Raw genomic sequence first — 22,914 nt, 5'->3', positions numbered from 1 at the left:
CTTGACCTGGATCAGGGCGCGGCACCGGCGCCCGGCGCACCATCTCCCCCGATTCCTGGAGGAGATTGGAAATGACTACCACACAGAAACTCTGGACCGGACTGGCGGCGCTGCTCGCCGTGTCGTTCGGTGTCTTGTTGTGGATGGGCGGCGAGATCCACCGCCAGGCCCCTCCCATGCCGGAACGGGTCGTCACCGCCGACGGTGAGTTCGTCTTCACACGCTCGGACATCGAGACCGGCCGACAGGTCTGGCAATCGATAGGCGGCCATCAGCTCGGTTCCATCTGGGGCCACGGCGGCTACGTGGCACCGGACTGGACGGCCGACTGGCTGCACCGCGAGGCGATCGCCACGCTCGACATCTGGGCGCGGCGGGATTACGTGGTGGAAGGCTACGCCGATCTGCCCGCTCCCCAGCAGGCCGCGCTGCAGACCCGCCTCGAGGAGCGCATCCGCCGCAATACCTGGGACGCGGAGCAGGGCTCGATCACCATCGACGCCGACCGCGCGGCGGCGATTGCGGAGGTTGCGAAGCACTACGACAGCCTGTTCGCGAACGAGCCGGAGACCGCCGCGCTGCGCGAGGCGTACGCGATGAAGAACGACACGGTGCCCGATGCGGACCACCGCCGCGCGCTGTCGGCATTCTACTGGTGGACCGCCTGGGCGGCCGTCACCGAACGCCCCGGCAAGGACATCACCTACACCAGCAACTGGCCCGCCGAGGAACTGGTGGGCAACGTCCCGCCGGCGAACGCCTACATCTGGACGGTGTTCAGTGTGCTGTTCCTGATCGCCGGTATCGCGCTGCTCGGCTGGTACTACGCCGTCACCCATGGCAAGGAGGAGCGGGTCGAGAAGTTGCCCGACTCCGATCCCCTGGCGATGGTGAACGTGACGCCGTCCATGCGCGCCACCGCGAAGTATTTCTGGATCGTGCTCGCGCTGTTCCTGGTGCAGATACTGCTCGGCGGCCTCACCGCCCACTACCAGGTAGAGGGTCAGGAGTTCTACGGCTACGCGCTCAGTGAGGTCCTGCCCTACTCCCTGACCCGCACCTGGCATACCCAGCTGGCCGTGCTGTGGATCGCCACCGCCTGGCTCGGCACCGGCCTGTACATCGCGCCGGCCATCTCGGGCCACGAGCCGAAGTTCCAGCGCCTGGGCGTCAACCTGCTGTGGGTGTGCCTGCTGGTGATCGTGGTCGGTGCCTTCGCCGGCCAGTGGTTCGCCGTCATGCAGACCCTGGGCCTCGAGAACAACTTCTGGTTCGGCCATCAGGGCTGGGAATACGTGGACCTCGGCCGCTTCTGGCAGTGGTTCCTGTTCATCGGTCTCGGCCTCTGGCTGACGCTGGTCGGCCGCGCACTGTGGCCGGCGATCCGCCAGCGTAACGAGTCGCGTCCGATCGTGACGCTGCTGTTCCTCTCCACGGTGGCCATCGGCCTGTTCTACGGCGCTGGCCTGATGTGGGGCGAGCACACGCACCTCTCGATGGTCGAGTACTGGCGCTGGTGGGTGGTCCACCTCTGGGTGGAAGGCTTCTTCGAGGTCTTCGCGACCGCCGTCATCGCATTCCTGTTCACGCGCCTCGGTCTGCTGAAGGTCAGCACGGCGACCGTGGCCGTCCTGTTCGCCACCATCGTCTTCCTGGCCGGCGGTGTGCTGGGCACGCTCCATCACCTGTACTTCACGGGTACCCCGACAGCTGTCATCGCCGTCGGCGCCTCCTTCTCCGCGCTGGAGGTCGTGCCGCTGGCCTACATCGGCTTCGAGGCCTACCAGACCTACAAGCTGGGCAAGGCGACACCGTGGATGGCGCGCTATCACTGGCCGGTCATGTTCTTTACGGCTGTGGCCTTCTGGAACGTGGTGGGCGCCGGGCTGTTCGGCTTCCTGATCAACCCGCCGCTGCCGCTGTTCTTCATGCAGGGCCTGAACCTCACGCCGCTGCACGGCCACACCGCGCTGTTCGGCGTGTACGGCATGCTCGGCATCGGCCTGATGCTGTTCTGCCTGCGGGGTATGAAGCCGGCGGCACGCTGGAACGAGTCGGTGCTGAAGACCGCATTCTGGTCGTTCAACATCGGCCTGGTCGGCATGTCGCTGATGACGCTGCTGCCTCTCGGCGTGATGCAGCTTGTGGCCGCTATCGACAACGGCTACTGGTACGCCCGCTCCGCGGACTTCATGCAGCAGCCCGTCGTCGACATGCTGGTCTGGATGCGTGTCCCCGGTGACATCATCTTCAGCATCGGCGGCATCGCGCTGGCCTGGTTCGTCGCCCGGCTCTGGATCGCGCCCCGCAAGGCGCGCGAGGGCCTGCCGGCGGGCTCCGGAGCCGCACGCGGCTGAGGCCATACGCAGGCGAGCCGGGGTGTCCCGCCCCTGCCCTCCGCGCTCCCCGGAGCGGGCGGGGCACCCCGGACCTCGCCACCGGACTGACAACAACCAACCGAACGTTCCTGCAACCTGACATGATCGAGTTCTACACCGAAATCAAATGGCTGCACGTCGCCGCGGTGATCGCGAGCGGATCGCTGTTCCTGCTGCGCGGGCTCGCGGTACAGGGCGGAGCCCGCTGGGCCATGTCCTCACCGCTGCGCTACGCCAGCTACACCATCGACACAGTGCTCCTGACCGCGGCCTTCATGCTGCTCACCATCCTGCCGGGCGCGGTCTTCGCCAATGGCTGGCTGACGACCAAGGTCTCGTTCCTGGTCGCCTACGTCGTGCTCGGCAGCTATGCGCTGAAGCGGGGCCACAGCCGGCGGGAGCGCCTGGCCTTCCTGATCGCCGCCGTGTGCGTCTATGCGGCGATGATCACGATCGCCCGTACCCACCATCCTCTCGGCGCACTGCACGCCGTGGTAGCCTGATACCGACCTTGCGCAAGCTGGTTCCCTTCGCCTACGGCTTCCGCCCCTTCTTCCTGCTCGCGGGCTGGTACGCCGTCATCGCCATCGGCCTCTGGCTGTGGCTCTACCCCGCCGCGCCGGGCCCGTTCGCGACCCTGCCCGCCCAGCTCTGGCACGGTCACGAGATGCTGTTCGGCTTCGTCGGCGCCGCCATCGCGGGCTTCATGCTGACGGCGGTGCCCAGCTGGACGGGTGACCGCGGCTTCGCGGGCCTGCCTTTGGTTGCGCTGACGGTCCTCTGGCTCGCCGGGCGCGTCGCGCTGTTCGCCGGCGACGCGATCCCGTTCTGGCTGCTCGCGCTGGCCGAACTCGCCTTCCTGCCGATGCTGGCACTGCTGCTCGCACCGCCGCTGCTGCGTGCCACCAACCGCAACACGCCGCTGCTGTTCGTGCTGCTGTTCCTGTGGTCCGCCGACGCCGTCTTCGTCTACGCGCTCGCTCAGGGTGATCCCGGCCTCGCCAACACGGCCGTGCGCGCGGCGCTCAACCTGGTCCTGCTGCTGGTCACCGTCATCGGCGGACGCATCGTGCCCGCCTTCACCGCCAATGCACTGCGCGGCCGCGGGGAGACGCCGGGGCTGCGTGCATCGACTCACCTGAACCGCTTCGTCATCGCCGCCATGGCGGTCGCGATCCCGGTGGATATCGTCTGGCCGGGCGGCAGCGCGGTTGGCGCGGTCGCACTCGCAGCCGGCCTCGGCCAGGCCGTGCGTCTGGCCGGCTGGCAGGGCTGGCGCACTCTCCGCGAGCCGATCGTGTGGATACTGCATGCCGCGTACCTCTGGCTGCCGATCGGCCTGCTGCTGAAGGCCGGCTGGTTCCTGGGCGGTCTGCCATGGGCCGCCCAGTGGCTGCATGCCCTCGGCTCCGGTGCCGCGGCCACCATGATCCTGGCGGTCATGACCCGGGCATCGCTCGGTCACACGGGCCGCGAACTGCGGGTCTCGCCGACGGTCACGGCCGCCTACCTGCTGCTGCTCGCGGCGGTCGCGGCACGGGTCTTCGGGCCTGTCTGGCTGCCGCTCGGCTATACGACGACCGTCGCCGTTGCCGGCGCCTTGTGGCTGCTCGCCTTCCTCCTGTACTCGATCGTCTACGCGCCGGTCCTCCTGCTGCCGAGGGCCGACGGGAAGGCGGGCTGACGGTGCCCGACATCGGTCGGACCCGCCGGCGAGTACGCGCAACCCCTTACGCCTGGCACTTCGGTCCATGCGTATTATGGAAATGCGAAAGCGGTCAGCCGCGGTCGGCTCGACCGATGCAGGCGAAGGCAACAGGAGATCCATCTATGAGCGACGGTGTCATCGACGTAGGCGCACAGGATCCGGAACTCCGGAATTCCCCCATTGCGGATGAGAGCGACGAGGATACGGAGACCCTGCGCGAGAGCATCCCGGGCGAGGACTTCTGCTACTTCAACGGCACGCCCTACGCCCACGGGACCGAAGTCAGGAGCGGTACGGCCTACCTGCGCTGCGACTACGGCATCTGGGTGCCGTCCGGACCGGGCGATCCCGATAATCCCTGAGCACCCCCCCCGGAAAGCAAACAGGCAGCCGGCAGGGGCCTGGACGATGGAATCTCGGCAGATTATGGAAAGTACTCCGCTGAAGACAGACAGCACCCGGTACGCGTTGCTCCTGACGCTGGGAGTGACGGCTCTGTCGCTGGCATTGCCGATCCCCGCCGCGCCAGCCGGGGCCGACAGCCCGTGCCCCTGGGCCGGGGCACCGCAGGAATTCAGTCCGGCCGCTTACCTCCCGGACGCGGGCCGTGCCGAGCTGGCGGGGCTGGTCGCCTGTCTGGAGCACCCTGACCCGCGCATACGCGACGGCTTCGCCTACGAGACGCTGGCCCGAGCGCTGCGCGAGCCAATGCTCTCACCCGATCAGGCGCGACTCCTGAGCAAACTGCTGCTCGATAAGCTCGCACGGGCACCGGGCGACCCCGCCGGCTTCCGCGGGCCCTTCGCGGTCCTGGTGCTGGCCGAAGTTGCCCGGTACGACCGGCTGGATGCCTTTCTCACCGAAGACGAGTTGAGCGAACTCGCTGCGGCCGGCGCCGATTACCTGGATCAACTGACGGATTTTCGGGGTTTCGACCCCCAGGCCGGCTGGCGGCACGGGGTGGCCCACGCCGCAGACCTGTTCCTGCAACTCGCGCTGAACCCGCGGCTGTCTCCCGGCGACGCCCGGAAGATGCTCGACGCCATCGCGACGAAAGTAGCGCCGACGGGGCACGCGTGGGTGTTCGGCGAGCCCGGCCGGCTGGCGCGGCCCGTCCTGTACCTGGCCCTCACCGATCACTTCAGCGACGACGACTGGCGACACTGGTTCCGAAGCCTGGAGCCCGGCAGCCAGGATTACTGGCAGGCCCCGTACCAGTCGGCCGAAGCACTGGCGACAATTCACAACCTGCGGGCGTTCGCCCTGGAAATCCATCTGCAAGCCACCGAGAGCGGGGAGCCGGCACTGCGGCGGCTCGCGCCGATGACCCTCCGCCTGCTGGAGGCGCTGCCCTGATCGTCATGATCGCCGGCCTGCTACCGCAGGGCCGCAAGTCACTGTATCAGCGCCAGAGCGACGGCAGCGAGGCCGGCGCCCGGTAGGGAATGGCCCTCGTCGCATCTCCTTCGGCTACACAGGCCTCGTCCATGGTGCCGGGCCCCGCCAGCAGCCAGTCCCGCCGGTGCGCATGGCCGAGCCGCGTCAGTCGCTCTGCGTCGAAGCAGGGAGCGACCACCTCGTCGGGCAGTATCAGGTAGCGGTCCGCCGCCGCCGCCAGCCAGGCGGCGGCGTCCCGCATCTCCTGGTCCGGATCGGGCCGCCGGTGGCCGAAGTTGGTGAATGGTCCCGTGGCCTGCAGGATCAGCGACTCTTTCGGGCGCGTGATCCCGAGATCCGCATCCGGCGGCAATGCGGCGTAGGCGGCCTCGAGGATGCACACGCCGGAACGCTCGTCGTCGATTACGGGCATCAGATACCAGCCCAGCACCAGCCACACCGACATCAGGAAACCCGCCAGCCGCGCAAAGCCCTGGTCGCGCCGCGGACCGAGGCCGAGGAAGACCAGCGCGAGCAGCGCAATGATCGCCGCGACGGCGGCGAGATGAGGCACGACCGCCGGGTCGCTGACGCCGATCTCATCGGGTTTCAGCCCCGCCAGTTCACCGAATGCGAAGGCTGCCGCCAGCGCGAAGACCACGAGCAGGCCGGATGCGGCCCGGTTCAGCCGGCGCCTCCTCAGCAGATCCTCGAGATACGGCGCGGCGGCCAGGCACATCGCCGGCAGCGCGGGCAGGATATAGACCCCGCGCTTGCCGCTGGAGAGCATGAAAAAACCGAGGACGAGCAGCGCCCAGCCGAGCGGCAGCAGGACGCGCGCGTCTCGCTCCCGCCAGGCAGCCCGCCAGCGCGGTACGAGCCAGGGCAGTGCCAGGACCAGCGGCAGCCACGCCCAGGGGATCACGCCGGTGAAAAAATACCAGAACGGCTCGCGGTGCCCCTCCGCGGCCACGTAGCGGTCGACCGTCTGCCCGAACAGGATCTCGTCGCGATAGGCGGCCAGCGCCGGGTCGCCCAGCGAGGCGACGATCATCGGCACGAACCAGATCGCGATCATGGCGAGTGCCGCCAGCGGCGCCAGACTCCAATTGAGCGCTCCGCCGCGCGGTCCGGGAACCGCGCCGCGCCAGCGCAGCAGACCCCAGGGAAGGAGCACGAGCAACGGCAGGAATCCGACGCCCTTCGTGATCACACCGAGGCCGCAGGCCGCGCCGCCGGCGGCGTACCAGCCCCAGTCGGGCCCGAGCAGCAGGTGGCGCAGCAGCCCGTAGAGCCCCAGCGTGGTCAGGAATGCGAGTGTGCCGTCGATCTGAGCCGTATGCGCCTGCAGGACGAACTGTACACAGGAGAGCAGCAGCAGGCCGGCTAACATGGCCGCGCGAGTGCCCCAGAGCCTGCGCGACAGATCGAACACCAGCCACAGGGTACCGAGCCCGGCCAGCAGCGAGGGCAGCAGGAAGCCGGCCCGCACGGAGCCGGTGAGCCAGATGGACCCGGCCATCAGCCAGAAGAAGACGGGCGGCTTGTCCGGGTAGAGATCGCCGCCCACGCGCGGGAACAGCCAGTCACCGGTGGCGAGCATATCCCGAGCCACGGCGGCAAAACGCGGAGAGTCCGGCGCCCAGGGCTCGTGGACGCCGTAGCCGGACCCCAGGGCGATGACACCGGCCAGCAGCAGCCAGCCGAGCAGGCGGCGGGATCGCGCCGGCAACTGCCTAGTCCGTCTGAGGGGTCTGCGGTGCCGCCTGCTGCGCACGCTCCGTCGCGATCAGCCAGAGATTGCGGCCGTAGATGAACGCGCCCGTGGACTGGCCGAGTATGAAGACCGGGTCGTGACGGTGGATCGCGTAGGCGAGCAGCGTCAGCCCGCCTGCCAGGCTCAGGTACCAGAACGGCTTCGGGATCACGCTGCGGCGGGCCCGTTCGCTGGCAATCCACTGCACCAGGAAACGCATGGAGAACAGGGCCTGGCCGGCGAATCCGACGGCAAGCCAGACGGCGGGAATGCTGACGTCAGGCATTGTCTCGCGTCCATTCCGTGTGTCGGTTGCGCCGTGCCAGCCACGCGACGCCGAAGAGATCGACGATGCCCACCCAGAGGCGGTCGAGGATGCCGTACTTCGAGCGGCCGGCGACCCGCGGCCGATGACGTACCGGCAGTGACTCCACCCTGCCGCCGTGCTGGAGCATGAGCGCCGGCATGAAGCGGTGCATGTGATCGAAATAAGGCAACTCCAGGAACACCTCGCGGCTGAATGCCTTCAGCCCGCAGCCGGTGTCGGGAGCACGGTCGTGGAGCAGCGCGCCGCGCACGCCGTTGGCAAGACGGGAGGCCTGGCGGCGCAGCCAGGTATCCCGCCGCGCCACGCGGTGGCCGATCACGAGAATGTCCTCGACCGGCGACTCACGCAGGCGCGACAGCATGGCAGGTATGTCCGCGGGATCGTTCTGGCGGTCACCATCCATGGTGACGATCCAGGGCGAGCGGGCTGCCTGTATGCCATTGCGGACCGCCGTGCTCTGCCCGCATTGCCGTCCGTTACGCACCAGCACGATCACCTCGCCGTGCCGGACCCGCGCGCAGCGCACCGCGGCCACGGTGTCGTCGGTGCTCGCATCGTCCACCAGGACGATCTCCGCCGGCGGCTTCTTGCGATCGGCCGCCAGGATCTCGTCCACCAGTGGGCCCACGTTTTCCGCCTCGTTGCGAAGCGGGATGACGATGCTGTATTCGATTCGATCCCGGTTTTTCATGGCATTCACGCGTGAAAATCTCGCCGGCACGATCCTGACGGCGGGGCTCCTGCCCGTTAGAGGCTCTGGCACACGGAAATCCTTCGCGACGACTTTCCAGACTGGGCAAACCCGCTGAAGCCCCGGCCAGCCGCGTGCTAGCATGCGAACGGTTCCCACAGCGGAGGAATCCATGCGACGCACGACGTTCATCACCGCAGCAGCCCTGCTGGCGGCAGGCGCTCCCGCAGGCGCGGCCGATCTGACCCAAGTGCCTTCCGGCAGCTATCACGAGGACGATCAGCACGCCTACGTGATCTTCTCCTACACCCATCTCGGCTTCTCCAGCCCGAAGGTTCGCTTCGACGACTTCGACGTCACGCTGAAGCTCGACACGGAAGACCCGGAGGCGAGCGAGATCGACGTCAGCATCGACGTCTCCAGCGTGGACAGCGGCGTGGAGGTGTTCGACGGCCATCTCATGGGCGCCGAGTACTTCGACCTGGAGAACCACCCCGCCATCACTTTCGAGTCCACGAGCGTGGAGAAGACCGGCGAGAACACCTACGACATCTCCGGCGGACTCACGGTCAAGGGCAAGACGGTACCGGTCACGCTCGCCGCCACGATCAACGGCGCCGGCGAGCATCCGCTGAAAAAGATCCCCGCGGTGGGTGTCTCGGCCAACGGCACGGTCCTGCGCTCCGCCTGGGGCCTGGACCAGTACGTGCCCGCGGTGAGCGACGAGGTGACGCTGACCATCGAGGTCGAACTGATCCACGGCGGCGCGCAATAGGCCGGCCGCATGACCGACGGCGCCGGTTCACTCGTCTTCCGCGGCGGGCGCCTCGGCGCCGCCGTCCCCCTGCTTTTCTTTGTGGTCTGGGCGGTCGCCATCTCGGTGGCCGGCGCCCCCGACGAGCAGGGCCTCATACTCGGCATGATCGGCGGCCTGACGCTCGGCATGCTGCTCTGCCGCAGCCGCTGGGCGGATTACGCCAACGCGGTGTTCGAGGGCATGGCCAACCCGGTGGCCGCGGTCACCATCGTCGCCTGGTTCTGGGCGGGCATGTTCGCCCAGGTGCTGCGGGTCGGCGGTCTGGTGGATGGGCTCGTCTGGGTGGGCGCCCAGTCCGGCGCCACCGGCGGGCTGTTCGTCGGCGCCACCTTCCTGCTGGCTGCCACCTTCGGCACCGCGGTCGGCACCGGCTACGGCACTGCCGTCGCCTTCTGCACGCTCATGTTCCCCGCCGGCGTGACGCTGGGCGCCGACCCGGTGTGGCTGTTCGCCGCCATCCTGTCGGGTGCCGCCTTCGGCGATAACCTCGCACCAGTGTCGGACACCACCGTGGTCTCGGCCACCACCCAGGAGACGGACATCCCGGGCGTCGTGCGCTCGCGGGTCAAGTACGCCCTGATCGCCGCGCTGCCGGCGCTGGCGCTGTTCACGCTGCTCGGCGGCGACGGCGATCCGGTGAACGCCGCCCGGGCGAACGCGCTGTTCGCGGAGACCGCCTCGCCCGAAGGCCTCGTGCTGCTCGCCCCGTTCGCGCTGGTGATCTTCCTGGCGCTGCGCGGCTACCACATCCTGGTGGCGCTCACCTGGGGCATCCTGGGCGCCGTCGTACTCGAGCTGGCACTGGGTCTCGCGCCACCCACCGACATCCTGTTCATCGACCCGGACCGGGATCTCGTCGGCGGCGCGCTCGTGGACGGGGTCGCCGGTTACGTCGGACTGGCCATCCTGATCCTGCTGATCGTGGCCGGCGGTCACATCATGCGCCTGGGCGGCGCGCTGGAGGCGCTGATCGACCGGCTGCGCCGCTTCGCCCGAGACTCCGTCGCCCGGGCGGAGACGGCCATGTGGAGCATCGTCTTCTCGCTGAACGCGTTCATCACCATCAACACGGCAGCCGAGATCGCCGCCGGCCCGGTGATCTCCCGGCTGGGCAAGCGCTTCCGCCTGCATCCCTACCGGCGTGCCAACATGCTGGACGCCGTGACGTCGGCCATCGGCTACATCTTCCCCTGGGGCGGCGGCGTGCTGATCGGCTACCAGACGCTGCGCACGCTGGAGCAGCAGTACGACTTCGTGGAGGCCGTGGCACCCACCGACGTCTGGGCGTACGTCCTGCACGGCTGGTTCCTCGCGGCCGTGATGCTGATCGCGGCCGTCACCGGCTTCGGTCGCACGTACGAAGCCGACGACGGTTCCGAGACGCGGCAACCACCGCCGTGAATAACGGTGATGAGGAAGGCGGCAAGCGGCTCGCGCCGCTGACGCTCGCCGCTCTCGGCGTCGTCTACGGCGACATCGGCACCAGCCCGCTGTATGCCGTGCGCGAGTGCTTCTACAGCGACTACGGGGTGGCGGCGACGGCGGCCAACGTCCTCGGCGTGCTGTCGCTGGTGTTCTGGTCGCTCATCCTCGTCATCTCCGTGAAATACCTCGTGTTCGTGCTGCGCGCGGATCACTACGGCGAGGGCGGTATCCTGGCACTGATGGAACTGGTGCGCCGGCCGCTCAAGGGCCGGGGCCGGACGGCGGTGATGGCGCTCGGACTCTTCGGCGCCGCCCTGCTCTACGGCGACGGCATGATCACGCCGGCCATCTCGGTGCTGAGCGCCATCGAAGGCCTGGAGGTGGCCACGCCGGTGTTCGAGCCCTACGTCGTGCCGGTCACCATCGCCATCCTCTGCGGGCTGTTCGCCGTGCAGCGGCTGGGTACGGGCGGGGTCGGCATCATCTTCGGCCCGGTCATGCTGGTGTGGTTCGCCTGCATCGGCCTCGCCGGTCTGCCCGGCATCATTGCGAACCCCGCGGTGCTCACCGCCGTGAACCCGGGGCACGCGGTCGCCTTCTTCGGCGACAACGGGCTGCATGCGTTCGCCATCCTCGGCATCGTCTTTCTCGTGGTCACCGGCGGCGAGGCGCTGTACGCCGACCTGGGGCATTTCGGTCGAGCGCCGATACGCGTCGGTTGGTATGTGGTGGTGCTACCCGGGCTGCTGCTCAACTACTTCGGTCAGGGCGCGCTCATCCTGCGCGAGGGCGATGCGCTGGTGAACCCCTTCTACGAGCTCGTGCCGGGCTGGGCGCTGTATCCGATGGTAGGCCTCGCGACTTTCGCCACCATCATCGCCTCGCAGGCCATCATCTCGGGGGCGTTCTCACTCACGTTCCAGGGCCAGAACCTGGGCTACCTGCCGACGGTGAAGATCGTGCATACCTCGTCCCGACAGCGGGGCCAGATCTACGTGCCGTCCGTGAACTGGCTGCTGCTCGTGGCCGCCGTCGCGCTCGTGGCCGGCTTCCAGCGCTCCGGCAATCTGGCCGCCGCCTACGGCATCGCCATCAGCGCAACCATGCTCGTGACCACCATCCTGCTGTATTTCGCGGAACGACGGATCTTCCGCTGGGCGCTGCCCGTCTCGCTCGCCGCAACGGTCCTTTTCATCGTTCCCGACACCGCCTACTTCGCGGCCAACGCCGGCAAGTTCATGGACGGCGGCTGGCTGCCCGTCGGCGTCGCGACGGGCGTATACCTCGTGATGACCACCTGGCGTCGGGGCCGCGCCACCGAACAGCGCCACATGCGCAACGAAGCCACGCCGGTCAGGGAATTCCTGGCGGCCCTGGGAGGCGGCTACTACCGCCGGGTGCCGGGGCAGGCGGTCTATCTCGCCGCCAACGAGCGCGGCACGCCCCACGGACTGATCCACAACCTCCACCACAACCGGGCGCTGCACGATCTGGTCGTGATCTACACGGCGAAGACGCTGCGCCGGCCCCGCGTCCGGCGCGACGAGCGGCTGAAGGTGACGAAGCTGCGCGACGACATCCACCGCATCGTCGCCTACTACGGCTACATGGACGAGCCGAGGCCCCGCGAAGACCTGGAACAGGCCAACGACGAGCACGCCATCGGCCTGGATCCGGAGCGGGCCTCCTATTTCCTGGAGCAGGAGACGGAGTACCCCGCGGCGAGGACGGGCATGGCGTGGTGGCGGTCCTGGCTGTACGTACTCATCCGGCGCAACACGCGCCGCACGACGCTGTATTTCGATCTGCCGCCGGACCAGGTGTTCGAGGTGGGCGTCCGCATGCGTATCTGACCGACCCGCTCAGCGCTTGGTGCGCTCGAACAGCTCCACCAGTTCCGAGAATTTCCGGCGCTGATCGGCAGGATCCGACGCCCGGATGGCCTCCTCGATGCAGGTAGCGGCGTGGCCTTTCAGCACCAGCGATTCCACCTTGTTCAATGCCGAGCGCACCGCCTGCAGCTGATGAAGAATGTCAATGCAGTAGCGCTCCTCCTCGATCATCCTCGAGATACCGCGCACCTGCCCTTCGATTTTCCGGAGGCGTCGCACCGCCGCATCATGATCCGGTGTGTCCACGTTGACTCAATACTCCATGGGGGTATAAGGTAGCAGTCTAATGAAGACGAGTCCGCGGAGCAACAGGGCCCGACATGGGTGATTTCTGGGTCACTTACGGCGAGGCGGCGAAAACCGCCGCCGGCTTCTTCTGGAAGTCCGGCTGGGCCTTCGTGCTCGGCTACACCATCAGCGCCGCCATCCAGGCTTTCGTGCCGAAGAAGCGCCTGACGGCCCACATGGGCGCGGCTGACGCCGGCAGCGTCAGCCTGGCGACTATCTTCGGCGCCATCTCCAGCTCCTGCTCGTTCGCCGCCCTCTCGGCCGCGCGCGCCCTGGTGCAGAAAGGCGCGCATTTCGTCGCGGCCGTGGCCTTCATGTTCGCGTCGACCAACCTCGTCATCGAGCTCGGCATCCTGATCCTGATCTTCCTGGGCTGGCAGTTCCTGGCCGCCGAGGTCGTGGGCGGCGTCGTGCTGATCGCGATCAGCTCGATGCTGATCCGGCTCACCTACCCGCGCCGCTGGCTGGACGCCGCCCGGGAGAAGGTGAAGGAGGAAACCGACACCGACGAAGAGGACTTCGACTGGAAGCAGCGCATCGCGAGCTTCGAGGGCTGGTGCCGCGTGGGCAACAACTTCGCCAACGAGTGGGGCATGGTGTGGCAGGAGATCCTGGTCGGCTTCACGCTGGCCGGCTTCATCGCCGTCTACGTGCCGGACAGCTTCTGGCAGGCGCTGTTCCTCGCCGAGGCGGCCGCGGCCAATCCCGACAACTTCTGGATCGTGCTGCAGAACGCGGCGGTGGCGCCGTTCGTGGCCGCGGCGACGTTTATCGGCTCCATGGGCAACATCCCGCTCGCCACTGTGCTGAACTCGGGCGGCGTGCTGTTCGCCGGCATCATGGGTTTCATCTACTCCGACCTCATGGTACCGCCGCTGGTGAAGGTGAACGCCAAGTACTACGGCTGGCGTGTGGCCCTGTACATCGCGGGCATCATGTACGTGAGCATCATCGCCACGGCAATCATCCTGCACTATGGTTTCCTCTGGCTCGGCATGATGCCGGAGAGCAGCCGCGAGGCCGGCGAGGTGGCACAGTTCAAGCTCGACTACACGTTCTACATGAACCTGATCGCCGTCGCCCTCACCGGCGTCATGCTGTGGCTGCGGCGGCGGCACCGCCGCATGGCCGGCGGTGACGGACACGATCACGAGCACGGTGGTGGCGGCGTCGGGGTGCAGGACGTCGTCACCGGACTTTTCATCCTGTTGTTGCTGGGCGGCGGCGTCGCCCTGTTCGTCAGCGGAGTCATCGCATGAACGACAAGTGCCATCACCACGATCACCACGATCACGACGAGCCTCCCGCTTCCTCGGCCGAGCCGGAACACGGCCATCACTGCTGCGGCCACGATCACGCCCGCAGCACGGCACCCGACGACGGCCGCTACGACAAGGTCCCCGCCGGCTACGAAGGCACGGTGTATACCTGCCCCATGGATCCGCAGGTCCGCCAGACCGAGCCGGGCTCGTGCCCGATCTGCGGCATGGCGCTGGAACCAGAGGGCGTGGTGACGGGCGAGGAGGACCAGAGCGAACTCCGGGACATGACCCGCCGCTTCTGGATCAGCGCCGCCTTCACCCTGCCGCTGTTCCTCTACGCCATGGGCGAGATGCTGCCCGGGCAACCGTTCCACGAGCTGGTCCCGGCCCGCCTCTCCCAGTGGCTGCAGCTCGCGGTCGCCACGCCGGTGGTGCTGTGGGGCGGCTGGCCGTTTCTGGTGCGCGGCGTGCAATCGGTACGGACCATGAACCTGAACATGTTCACGCTGATCGGGCTCGGCGTCAGCGTGGCCTACGGTTTCAGCGTGGTCGCCACCATCGCGCCCCAACTGTTCCCCGCCTCGTTCCGCGATGCGAGCGGCCGCGTGGGCGTGTACTACGAGGCTGCGGCGGTCATCACCACGCTGGTGCTGCTCGGACAGGTTCTCGAGCTGCGCGCCCGCCGGGCCACCTCCGGGGCCATCCGTTCGCTGCTGGAACTGGCGCCAGCGGACGCACGCCGCGTCCGCGAGGACGGCACGGAGGAGGACGTCCCGCTGGACGAACTGGCCGTCGACGACCGCCTGCGCGTCCGCCCGGGCGAGAAGGTGCCGGTGGACGGCGTCATCGAAGACGGACGCAGCACGATCGACGAATCCATGATCACCGGCGAACCGCTGCCGGTGGAGAAGAGCGCGGACGACCCCGTCACCGGCGGTACCGTCAACCAGACCGGCGGCTTCATCATGCGGGTCACCCGGGTGGGCGAAGACACCCTGCTCTCCCGCATCGTCCACATGGTGGCCGAGGCCCAGCGCAGCCGCGCGCCCATCCAGCGGCTGGCCGACGTGGTGGCCGGCTGGTTCGTGCCGACCGTCGTCGGCATCGCCGTCATCGCCTTCATCGTCTGGTCCATCTGGGGCCCCGAGCCCGCCATGGCCTATGCCCTGGTGAATGCCGTGGCCGTGCTGATCATCGCCTGCCCCTGCGCCCTGGGACTGGCCACGCCCATGGCCATCATGGTGGGCACCGGCAAGGGGGCGCAGAGCGGCATCCTGGTGAAGAACGCCGAGGCGCTCGAAACGCTGGAGAAGATCGACACGCTGGTGGTGGACAAGACCGGCACCCTGACCGAGGGACGCCCCCGCCTCACGGCCGTGGAGGCCGGCGGAGATCTCGCCGAGGACGACCTGCTCCGCCTGGCGGCATCGCTGGAACGGGCCAGCGAGCATCCGCTGGCGGCCGCGATTGTCGATGGCGCGCGGGAGCGCGGGGTCAGCCTCGCCGGCGTCAGCGATTTCGGCTCGGTGACCGGCAAGGGCGTGTCCGGTGCGGTCGACGGACGACGCATCGCGGTGGGCAACCGGGCCATGATGGACGAGGTCGGGGCGGGAGACGACGGACTCGCGGACCGTGCCGACGAACTGCGCAGCGAAGGCAGCACGGTGATGTTCGTTGCCGTCGACGGCGCACCGGCCGGCCTCGTCGCGGTGTCCGACCCGATCAAGGAAACCACGCCGGAGGCGCTCCGCTCCCTGCACGAGGCGGGTATCAGCGTGGTCATGCTCACCGGCGACAGCCGGGCGACGGCCGAGGCAGTGGGCCGGGAGCTCGGCATCGACGAGATCCACGCCGAGGTGCTGCCCGAGGACAAGAACCGCATCGTCACGGAGCTGCAGGAGCGCGGCGCGATGGTGGCGATGGCCGGCGACGGCATCAACGACGCCCCCGCGCTCGCGAAGGCCCACGTCGGCATCGCCATGGGCACCGGCACCGACGTCGCCATGGAGAGCGCGGGCGTGACGCTGGTGAAGGGCGACCTGCGCGGCATTGCCAAGGCCCTGACGCTCTCCCGCGCCACCATGCGCAACATCCGCCAGAACCTGTTCTTCGCCTTCATCTACAACAGCCTGGGCGTACCGGTCGCCGCCGGCGTGCTCTATCCCTGGTTCGGCCTGCTGCTGAGCCCGATGATCGCCGCGGCCGCCATGAGCCTCAGCTCCGTCTCGGTGATAGGCAACTCCCTCCGCCTCCGCCGCCTGAACCTGTAGGAGGGCCTTCAGGCCCGATCCGGCTGTAGGAGGACCTTCAGGCCCGACCCCCTTCTTTTATGGCCGCCCTGCGGGGGTATCCATCTTGCTCCCGACAAAAGGTCGCGGCGATGGATACCCCCGCATGACGGCCGTGCTCGCGGTGGCCGGGAGGATCTGCCAGTCAGATACGGTGACTGATCGGTGCCAGACCTCTCGGCTACGGGCACGTCAGCGACTGGGGCGGGCCAACGCCCATAGGACCGCGGATCGGGCCTGAAGGCCCTCCTACGGCGTGGGGCCCGGCATTCCATGCGAGAATCGGGGGCAGGAAACGTCACAGAGGAGGAGTCGATCATGGACAAGCCCCTGTCGCTCCGCGAGGAGGAAGCCCGGGAACTCCGCGAGAGCTTCGATTACAACGACCGGGACGGAGACGGCCGCATCGAGTTCGACGAGTTCGTCAAAATGCTGGAGGAGCTCGAAGCCGGCGCCACCGAGGAGGAAGCCCGCATCGGCTTCCGCGAGATCGACACTCGTCAGGACGGATCCATTGCGTTCGACGAGTTCGTCGACTGGTGGCTGCAACGCTAGCGTCACGCCTGCACATGCAGGAGGCACACTCAGGAGGAACCTATGGATGCCTATCGATCGCCTCAGGGTCTGCTCGTCGCGCTCGTGCTGCTCGGCGCGGGTTTCGCCGCGGGGGTGAGCACCTCGGTCGCCGTGGCCGAGCGGGAGGATCCGCTCGTCTACGTCGTGGACTTCATGAAGGTCGAGCCGGCGGACAAGGCCGCCTACGAGCGCATCGAGCGCGAGACCTGGAAGGCCGTACACGCCGAGCGCATCGAACGCGGACTGATGCGCGGCTGGGGGCTGTACGAGGTGCGCTATCCGCTCGGAACGGCCAAACCGTACGACTACGCGACGGTGAACGTCTACGACTCGTTCGAGGACGCCGAGCGCGACCCCGCCCTGCTCTTCCCCGACGTGCATCCGGAGCGCTCGGTCGACGACGTGATCGCTGAGACCCGCGCGGCCCGCGAACTCGTGCGGGGCGAAATCTGGTACCGCCTGGACGGCCTCGGAGACGCCGACCTGGCGCCCAGATAACGCACCGGGAGAAGGGGAGCGCCGGCTGCCGGCAGATTCAGAGCGTCTCGAGGACTTCGATCAGCGGTGCCAGGTGGCGCTCATAGCGCTTCCAGCGTCCGGCAGAGCCGGTATAGATCGGCCGCCGGACCTGATGGCCCGACAGGACGTGCACCGGACGCGTGTTTTCGTGGAATTCCAGGCAACGCGCATCCCAGTCGAGCCCGAGATAGCGGATCAGCCGCCGGCTCTCGCCTTCCTGGTCGGCGAGCAATGCCTCGTACTCGACGGTATGCAGGTCGTCGCCGAACAGACGGTGCCAGTGCTGCATCAGCCGTTCGTAGTCACGGTAATAGAGCCCCAGCTCCCGCAGATCGAACGAATACTGGTTTCCGGTTGCGAAGAAATGCACGAAGTTGGAGATGCAGGTATCGAGGGCGTTCCTCTGGCAATGGACGATGCGCGCACGCGGGAACAGCAACCGGATCAGACCTATGCGCACGAAGTTGCCGGGCAGCTTGTCCGTCACGCGCGCGGCGTCTGCTGAGTGGCGGTGCAGTTCGGCCAGATACCGCGAGGCATGCTCTCGCGCGAGCGCGGCATCCATCGTCAGGATGCACTCCGGATACGGGTCTCCGCCCTGTCCCGACGCCGACAAAGCCGCCTCGATTTCGACCAGCGTCCTCAGTTCGCCGGCGCCATGCACCTGCGGATGGCTGGAGACGATCTGCTCCACCAGCGTGGTCCCCGAGCGCGGCATGCCGACGATGAACACGGGCCGTTCCGATCCTGACCCGGGCACGGGAGGGTGACGGAACAGCGTTTCGGAATAGCTGGCGATCAGGCGGTCGACATATTCGCCGTATTGTCGGGAGTCATAGGTCACCGCCTTGCGCCGCAGCCGGTTGCCCGCCGCGAAATGCTCGAAAGCAGCATCGAAATCACCCGCGGCCTGGTGCACGTTGCCGAGCGCGAAGTGGCAGTGGACGGCGTCGGCCTCCGAGATCCGGCCCTCGCTCAGCAGGGCAGCGACCGGCCCGGCAAGATCGGCCTCGGGATCGAGCCGACTGAGGTTGCGATAGGCCTCCGCATAGTCGGGCCTGAGTTCGATCGCCCGACGGAAGCAGGCGACAGCATCGGCATTTCGTCCCAGCTGATCGTACGCATTGCCGAGGTTGTGATGCGCGTCGGCATAGCCCGGATCCAGTTTTATCGCCTGCTCGTAGGCCCTGGCCGCCTCTCCCGGACGGCTGAGTTCGTCGAGCGCGATCCCACGGTTGTAGTGCACGACGGGCAGGTCCGGGCGCAGTGATGCCGCCCGCTCGTATGCCGCCAGCGCATCTGCGCTTCGGTGCAGTGCACGCAACGCGTTACCGAGATTGAGATGCGCCTCGGCATAGCCGGGCTGCAGATCTACCGCCCGTCGGTGGCTCGCTGCCGCCTCCTCCGGGCGGTCCGCCTCTTGGAGCGCATTGCCCAGATTGCTGTGCGCCTCCGCATAATCCGGCGCAAGCTCGATGGCCCGCGCCAGTTGCTCGATGGCCTCTTCCGTCGCACCCTGCTCCTTCAGGGCGACGCCGAGGTTGTTCCGCGCCATCGCGAAATCCGGCGCGAGTTCGACGGCGCGCCGGTAGTGTGTGAGCGCCTCGTCCGGACGGCCGCGGTCCCGCCACGCGTTGCCGAGGTTGTTCTCCGCGCCGGCATGCCCGGGGTTGAGCCTGATTGCTTCCCGGTACTGTTCCATGGCCGCCTCCGTGCGTCCCAGCGCACGATAGGCCTCGCCGCAGGTATTGCGAAACTCGGGCTGTGCCGGGCTGGCCGCTACGGCACGTTCGAGCAGCGCCAGAGCGGCGCCCGGATCGCCGGTCTGCAGGTTGATGACCCCGAGCAGATACAGCGCATCGGGATGTTCGGGCTGCGCCTCCAGCGCCGATCGATACAGCTCGGCCGCTTCACCGAAGCGCCCGGCACGGTGATGCTCGAGCCCCTGCCGGAGCAATTCCATCGCACTGGAGGTGGACATCAGGGAAAAAGGTACCGGGATTCCCAGCCGCCGTCACCGCGCCGGTACTCAAGCCGGTCGTGCAGGCGGAAAGCGTACTGGCGCCAGAACTCCACCCGTTCCGGACGCAGCCGGAAACCCGACCAGTGGGGCGGCCGCGGCACCTCGCCGATGTTGAACTTCGCGGTGTAGCGGGCCACCTCCGCCTCCAGCTCGAAGCGGCCCGAGAGCGGCCGCGATTGCCGCGACGCCCAGGCACCGAGCTGACTGGTTCGCGGGCGGGTGGCGAAGTAGGCATCGGCCTCCTCGGCACTCACCGGGTCCACCGGCCCCTCGATGCGCACCTGTTTCTCCAGGGTCTTCCAGTGGAAGCACATCGAGACCACGGGATTCTCTGCGATCTCACCGCCCTTGCGGCTCTCCAGATTGGTGAAGAAGACGAAGCCCCGCTCGTCGTAGCCCTTCAGCAGCATGATGCGCACCGACGGCACGCCGTTGCGGTCGGCGGTGGCAAGAGCGAATGCTTCGGGGAATGCCGGTTCGGCGTCTTCGGCCTGCGCGAACCAGTCCCGGAAATGCTGGTACGGATCCCCGTAGCGCTTCATGAGGGACGCTTCATTTCACGATCGTGGTTCGTCGGCGACCTCGCCGCCGTCGCCGCCCGCCCGGCCGTTGCGGCTCTCGCCGGGCTGGCCGGTCTCGGCCGATTTCCGCTTCTCCCCGGCCTTGCGGCCGTCGCCGCTGCCCGCGTAACCGATGCGCTGCAGTGTCACCTTCTCGTCGTCCTGATGGGCGAGACGCTGGCGCAGTATCTCCTCGTCGACCAGGTGGCCGGCACCCTCGCGCAGATGGTCGAAGACTTCCTTGTAGCTGTCCGTCAGCTGATTGACGAGTTCGGCCGTCTTGACGAAATGATCAGCCACCTCCTCCCGGTAGGCCTCTTCCCGGCGACGGGCGGACGTCGTGCCGGTGGCTCCGCCGCCATAGCGGAACCAGACGAACAGACCGCCGGCGCCCAGCGCGAGGCCGATGGCGGCGCCGATCAGCAACGATACGAGTGAAAATTCCTCCATGGATTCCTCCTGCAAAGCCTGCGCCGACCATATCACGACAGCGCACCGGCCCCCATCGTGGATTGCATCGGCGTCAAAGTAACGGCATTTGCACGTTTTTGCGATTTTCCTTGCAATTGCATTTCCCGTCGGATGAACCTACCATGGAACCCGTGAAAACCCCGCACGCGAAGTCCTCTCCCGATCCGGCCGCCGTCCTCGGCAAGGCCACGCTGCGCGCCGCCGCCCGCATGGGCCTGTCCCGGGACGAACTCTCTGCCGTCATCGGCCGCGACCGTTCCAGTATCTCCCGTTCCGGCATCGACCCGGACAGCAAACCCGGCGAGCTCGCGCTGCTGCTGCTGCGCTGCTACCGCTCGCTGGCGGTGCTGGTGGACGACGACGAGGGGCAGCTTCGCGAGTGGCTGGCGACGGCCAATACGCACACGGGTGGCGTCCCCCGCGAGCAATTGCGCGACGTCGCCGGCCTGGTCACCGTTACCGGCTACCTGGATGCCATCCGCGGCAAGCTATGACGAGCCGTTCTGGCGCCGGGTCGCGGCCCGCGCGCCCGAGACGGCACTCATGGGGACGCTGCTGCGCATCGTCGAGAACCAGGAGCAGAAGGTCACCGTCCCGCTGGTGGACGACTTCGACGAGCACGAGGTGCTCGAGGGCCTGCTGGAGGATTCCAAGCCGTCCCCCGCCGACGGCACCGGGCGCTTCGATTATCTGCTGCGTGCGCCCTGGCGCTACCCGCCTCTGCCCTGGGGTTCGCGCTTCGGGCGTCGCTACGAGCCGGGCATCTTCTACGGCTCTTTGAGCGAGACGGCGCTGCTCGCAGAGGTCGCCTACTACCGGCTGGTCTTCCTGGAGGGCATGGAGACCCCATTCGCCGACCGGGTGATCAGCCAGCACACCCGCTTCGAGGCCCGTTACCAGACCGATCATGGGCGCCGTCTCGAGGCGCCGCCGTTCGCGCGTCACGAGGGGGTGCTGCGCCATCCCGCGGAATACGGCCCCTGCCAGGCGCTGGGTACGGTGCTGCGCGGCGCGGGCACGGCGGCGTTCACCTATCTGTCGGCCCGCGCACCGGGACGCGAGTGCAACATCGCGCTCCTCCGGCCCGATGCGCTACGCTCGCGCCGCCATCGCAACCCGGTCAGCGGGCTGTGCGAGACCCGGCCGGAAGGCGTGCAGTTCCGCTTCGGCCAGCGGCGCACCTGGTTCCCGCGGGAGCAGTTCCTGGTGGACGGTCGCCTGCCGCAGCCCGCCTGAGCAAGGCGATCAGGCGGTCAGCCGGCGGCGATGCGCTCCAGCCGGCCCTGCAGCAGCGCGGTCCAGAGGGACGCGAAGAAGCAGTAGACGCCCATGACGCCGAGCTGCAGCTCCAGGCCGACGCCGCGGTCCATCAGAATGCCCACCAGCCCAGGAGACAGGGCCGTGGCGAAGACCGCGAGCGCCGTCGTGACCGCCCGGATGGCGCCCAGGTGGCGGGCACCGTAGAGCTCGGGCCAGACGGCGCCATGGGTTGTGGACGCGAAGCCCAGGCTCGCGCCGAGCAGAACCATGGCGCCGGGCAGGACCAGCCGGCTCTCGGCGAACACGAGCAGCAGGATGCCGGCGCCCATGGGCAGCAGGTAGACCGTGAGCAGCCGCCGCGCGCCGAACCGGTCCGCGAGCCGACCCGCCGCCAGCGCGCCCACCACGTGCGCGGCCGCCAGTACCGGGAAATTGGCGGCGAACCAGGCGAGATCCCAGCCCTTCAGCTCGACCAGCGGCACCTGGTTGATGAACAGCGCCGTGATGATGAACGGCGTCGCGAGCAGCACCGGCATGAGCGCGTAGAACAGCGGGTCGCGCAGCACCTCGCCGCGGGTCCAGTGCCGGCGCATGCCCTCCTCGTCCGGCTGGGTCGCAGCCGCTGGCCCGCGGGTGGGGTGGCGCTCGTGGCGCAGCAGCACGCCGAAGACGGGCAGCGCCACGATCACCAGCAGGGCCGCGCCCGCTATCCATGCGCCGCGCCAGCCGAACAGGCCGATGGCCGCGACGGCCAGCAGCGGCAGCATCCCTTCGCTGGCAGGCAGCCCGAGGGCGGCGATGGACACCGCCCTGCCGCGCTTGCGATTGAACCAGCGGCCCATGGCCGTCATCGCCACGTGGGTGAGCATGCCCTGACCGAAGAAGCGCAGGCCAAAGAAGGCCAGCGCAAGGGTCCACGCGGAGGAGACGGCCGACATGCCGACGCTGGTCGCCGCCAGGCCGGCGATCACGCCGGCGCCGAGCAGGCGTATGGAGACGGTATCGGCAAGCTTGCCCGCCCAGGTCAGCAGCGCCGCGCTGGCCAGCGTCCCGATCGTGTACAGCGTGCCGAACTCGCCCTCGGTCAGGACGAGGTCCGTCTTCAGGTGGCCTGCGAACAACGCCACGTAGTAGGTCTGGCCGAAGCCGGAGAAAAAGGTCAGCAGGAAGCCGCCGGACAGCCAGGGCAGGTCGGGACGGAGATCTTCGGCGAAGAGGCGCACGCGCAGAGTATGCCGCATACGGCACGGAGCCGCCCGGTCCGGCGGGCGCGTGGCGGTTGCTATACTTCCCCG

Annotated in this window: 22 protein-coding genes; 14 read left to right on the top strand and 8 right to left on the bottom strand. The window is 68.2% G+C overall.

Annotated elements, in window-relative coordinates:
* The first annotated feature begins 71 nt into the window (after positions 1–71).
* The 5 genes from ACJMKZ_RS17140 to ACJMKZ_RS17120 all read left to right on the top strand — a co-directional run bounded on the left by ACJMKZ_RS17140 (position 72) and on the right by ACJMKZ_RS17120 (position 5,442).
* Positions 72–2,357 carry a nitric-oxide reductase large subunit gene (locus ACJMKZ_RS17140; RefSeq protein ID WP_405234439.1) on the top strand — a complete coding sequence of 762 codons (2,286 nt, stop codon included), beginning with the start codon at positions 72–74 and terminating at the stop codon, positions 2,355–2,357.
* 122 nt (positions 2,358–2,479) lie between these two features.
* A complete protein-coding gene (locus tag ACJMKZ_RS17135; RefSeq protein WP_405234438.1) occupies positions 2,480–2,881 on the top strand; it encodes a SirB2 family protein in 402 nt (133 codons plus the stop codon).
* 8 nt (positions 2,882–2,889) lie between these two features.
* A complete protein-coding gene (locus ACJMKZ_RS17130; protein WP_405234437.1) occupies positions 2,890–4,062 on the top strand; it encodes an NnrS family protein in 1,173 nt (390 codons plus the stop codon).
* Positions 4,063–4,208: 146 nt separating this feature from the next.
* Positions 4,209–4,448 carry a hypothetical protein gene (locus ACJMKZ_RS17125; protein WP_405234436.1) on the top strand — a complete coding sequence of 80 codons (240 nt, stop codon included), beginning with the start codon at positions 4,209–4,211 and terminating at the stop codon, positions 4,446–4,448.
* Between the two features lie 64 nt (positions 4,449–4,512).
* Positions 4,513–5,442 carry a DUF2785 domain-containing protein gene (locus tag ACJMKZ_RS17120; RefSeq protein ID WP_405234435.1) on the top strand — a complete coding sequence of 310 codons (930 nt, stop codon included), beginning with the start codon at positions 4,513–4,515 and terminating at the stop codon, positions 5,440–5,442.
* A 46-nt stretch (positions 5,443–5,488) separates the two neighbouring features.
* Here ACJMKZ_RS17120 and ACJMKZ_RS17115 read toward each other — a convergent pair whose 3' ends face one another.
* From ACJMKZ_RS17115 to ACJMKZ_RS17105, 3 genes are read right to left on the bottom strand one after another with little or no spacing between them, the layout of a single operon-like run.
* Positions 5,489–7,195, bottom strand: coding sequence for an ArnT family glycosyltransferase (locus ACJMKZ_RS17115; protein ID WP_405234434.1), 1,707 nt, complete (start codon positions 7,193–7,195; stop codon positions 5,489–5,491).
* 4 nt (positions 7,196–7,199) lie between these two features.
* Entirely contained in the window at positions 7,200–7,505 is a 306-nt protein-coding gene (locus tag ACJMKZ_RS17110) for a lipid-A-disaccharide synthase N-terminal domain-containing protein (RefSeq protein ID WP_405234433.1), read from the bottom strand.
* On the bottom strand, positions 7,498–8,238 hold the full coding sequence (locus tag ACJMKZ_RS17105) for a glycosyltransferase family 2 protein (RefSeq protein ID WP_405234569.1): 741 nt from the start codon (positions 8,236–8,238) through the stop codon (positions 7,498–7,500). The genes ACJMKZ_RS17110 and ACJMKZ_RS17105 overlap by 8 nt, the downstream gene beginning before the upstream one ends.
* Positions 8,239–8,410: 172 nt before the next feature.
* On the opposite strand from ACJMKZ_RS17105, the gene ACJMKZ_RS17100 reads away from it, so the two are divergent.
* From ACJMKZ_RS17100 to ACJMKZ_RS17090, 3 genes are read left to right on the top strand one after another with little or no spacing between them, the layout of a single operon-like run.
* On the top strand, positions 8,411–9,013 hold the full coding sequence (locus tag ACJMKZ_RS17100) for a YceI family protein (protein WP_405234432.1): 603 nt from the start codon (positions 8,411–8,413) through the stop codon (positions 9,011–9,013).
* 9 nt (positions 9,014–9,022) lie between these two features.
* The gene (locus ACJMKZ_RS17095; RefSeq protein WP_405234431.1) at positions 9,023–10,456 is read left to right on the top strand and encodes a Na+/H+ antiporter NhaC family protein; all 1,434 of its coding nucleotides are present in this window, start codon (positions 9,023–9,025) and stop codon (positions 10,454–10,456) included.
* Complete coding sequence (locus ACJMKZ_RS17090) at positions 10,453–12,333, top strand: potassium transporter Kup (RefSeq protein WP_405234430.1); 1,881 nt, start codon at positions 10,453–10,455, stop codon at positions 12,331–12,333. The genes ACJMKZ_RS17095 and ACJMKZ_RS17090 overlap by 4 nt, the downstream gene beginning before the upstream one ends.
* Before the next feature lie 9 nt (positions 12,334–12,342).
* On the opposite strand, the gene ACJMKZ_RS17085 is transcribed toward ACJMKZ_RS17090, so the two are convergent.
* The gene (locus ACJMKZ_RS17085) at positions 12,343–12,618 is read right to left on the bottom strand and encodes a metal-sensitive transcriptional regulator (protein WP_405234429.1); all 276 of its coding nucleotides are present in this window, start codon (positions 12,616–12,618) and stop codon (positions 12,343–12,345) included.
* 74 nt (positions 12,619–12,692) lie between these two features.
* On the opposite strand from ACJMKZ_RS17085, the gene ACJMKZ_RS17080 reads away from it, so the two are divergent.
* The 4 genes from ACJMKZ_RS17080 to ACJMKZ_RS17065 all read left to right on the top strand — a co-directional run bounded on the left by ACJMKZ_RS17080 (position 12,693) and on the right by ACJMKZ_RS17065 (position 17,284).
* Positions 12,693–13,919: a permease gene (locus ACJMKZ_RS17080; protein ID WP_405234428.1), complete on the top strand. Its 1,227-nt coding sequence runs from the start codon at positions 12,693–12,695 to the stop codon at positions 13,917–13,919.
* Positions 13,916–16,192: a copper-transporting P-type ATPase gene (locus tag ACJMKZ_RS17075; protein WP_405234427.1), complete on the top strand. Its 2,277-nt coding sequence runs from the start codon at positions 13,916–13,918 to the stop codon at positions 16,190–16,192. Before ACJMKZ_RS17080 ends, ACJMKZ_RS17075 begins: the two co-directional genes overlap by 4 nt.
* 336 nt (positions 16,193–16,528) lie before the next feature.
* Entirely contained in the window at positions 16,529–16,765 is a 237-nt protein-coding gene (locus ACJMKZ_RS17070; protein ID WP_405234426.1) for an EF-hand domain-containing protein, read from the top strand.
* A gap of 42 nt (positions 16,766–16,807) precedes the next feature.
* A complete protein-coding gene (locus ACJMKZ_RS17065) occupies positions 16,808–17,284 on the top strand; it encodes a hypothetical protein (RefSeq protein ID WP_405234425.1) in 477 nt (158 codons plus the stop codon).
* A 37-nt stretch (positions 17,285–17,321) separates the two neighbouring features.
* Here the strand turns inward: ACJMKZ_RS17065 and ACJMKZ_RS17060 are convergent, their stop codons facing one another.
* From ACJMKZ_RS17060 to ACJMKZ_RS17050, 3 genes are read right to left on the bottom strand one after another with little or no spacing between them, the layout of a single operon-like run.
* Positions 17,322–19,286, bottom strand: coding sequence for a tetratricopeptide repeat protein (locus ACJMKZ_RS17060; protein ID WP_405234424.1), 1,965 nt, complete (start codon positions 19,284–19,286; stop codon positions 17,322–17,324).
* Entirely contained in the window at positions 19,286–19,870 is a 585-nt protein-coding gene (pdxH, locus tag ACJMKZ_RS17055) for a pyridoxamine 5'-phosphate oxidase (RefSeq protein ID WP_405234423.1), read from the bottom strand. Before pdxH ends, ACJMKZ_RS17060 begins: the two co-directional genes overlap by 1 nt.
* A 15-nt stretch (positions 19,871–19,885) precedes the next feature.
* Complete coding sequence (locus tag ACJMKZ_RS17050) at positions 19,886–20,338, bottom strand: ZapG family protein (protein ID WP_405234422.1); 453 nt, start codon at positions 20,336–20,338, stop codon at positions 19,886–19,888.
* A gap of 143 nt (positions 20,339–20,481) precedes the next feature.
* Here ACJMKZ_RS17050 and ACJMKZ_RS17045 point away from each other — a divergent pair, with 143 nt between their 5' ends.
* Together ACJMKZ_RS17045 and ACJMKZ_RS17040 are read left to right on the top strand one after the other, a co-directional pair.
* The gene (locus tag ACJMKZ_RS17045) at positions 20,482–20,853 is read left to right on the top strand and encodes an MbcA/ParS/Xre antitoxin family protein (protein WP_405234421.1); all 372 of its coding nucleotides are present in this window, start codon (positions 20,482–20,484) and stop codon (positions 20,851–20,853) included.
* Entirely contained in the window at positions 20,831–21,595 is a 765-nt protein-coding gene (locus ACJMKZ_RS17040; protein ID WP_405234420.1) for an RES family NAD+ phosphorylase, read from the top strand. Before ACJMKZ_RS17045 ends, ACJMKZ_RS17040 begins: the two co-directional genes overlap by 23 nt.
* 17 nt (positions 21,596–21,612) lie before the next feature.
* Here ACJMKZ_RS17040 and ACJMKZ_RS17035 read toward each other — a convergent pair whose 3' ends face one another.
* Positions 21,613–22,860, bottom strand: coding sequence for an MFS transporter (locus ACJMKZ_RS17035; protein ID WP_405234419.1), 1,248 nt, complete (start codon positions 22,858–22,860; stop codon positions 21,613–21,615).
* Positions 22,861–22,914 lie beyond the last annotated feature (54 nt).

Source organism: Lentisalinibacter salinarum (assembly GCF_040706555.1).
Taxonomy (GTDB): Bacteria; Pseudomonadota; Gammaproteobacteria; order Steroidobacterales; family Woeseiaceae; genus Lentisalinibacter; species Lentisalinibacter salinarum.
Note: the sequence above shows the minus strand (reverse complement) of the source record. Positions and strands in the feature narration are given on the sequence as shown.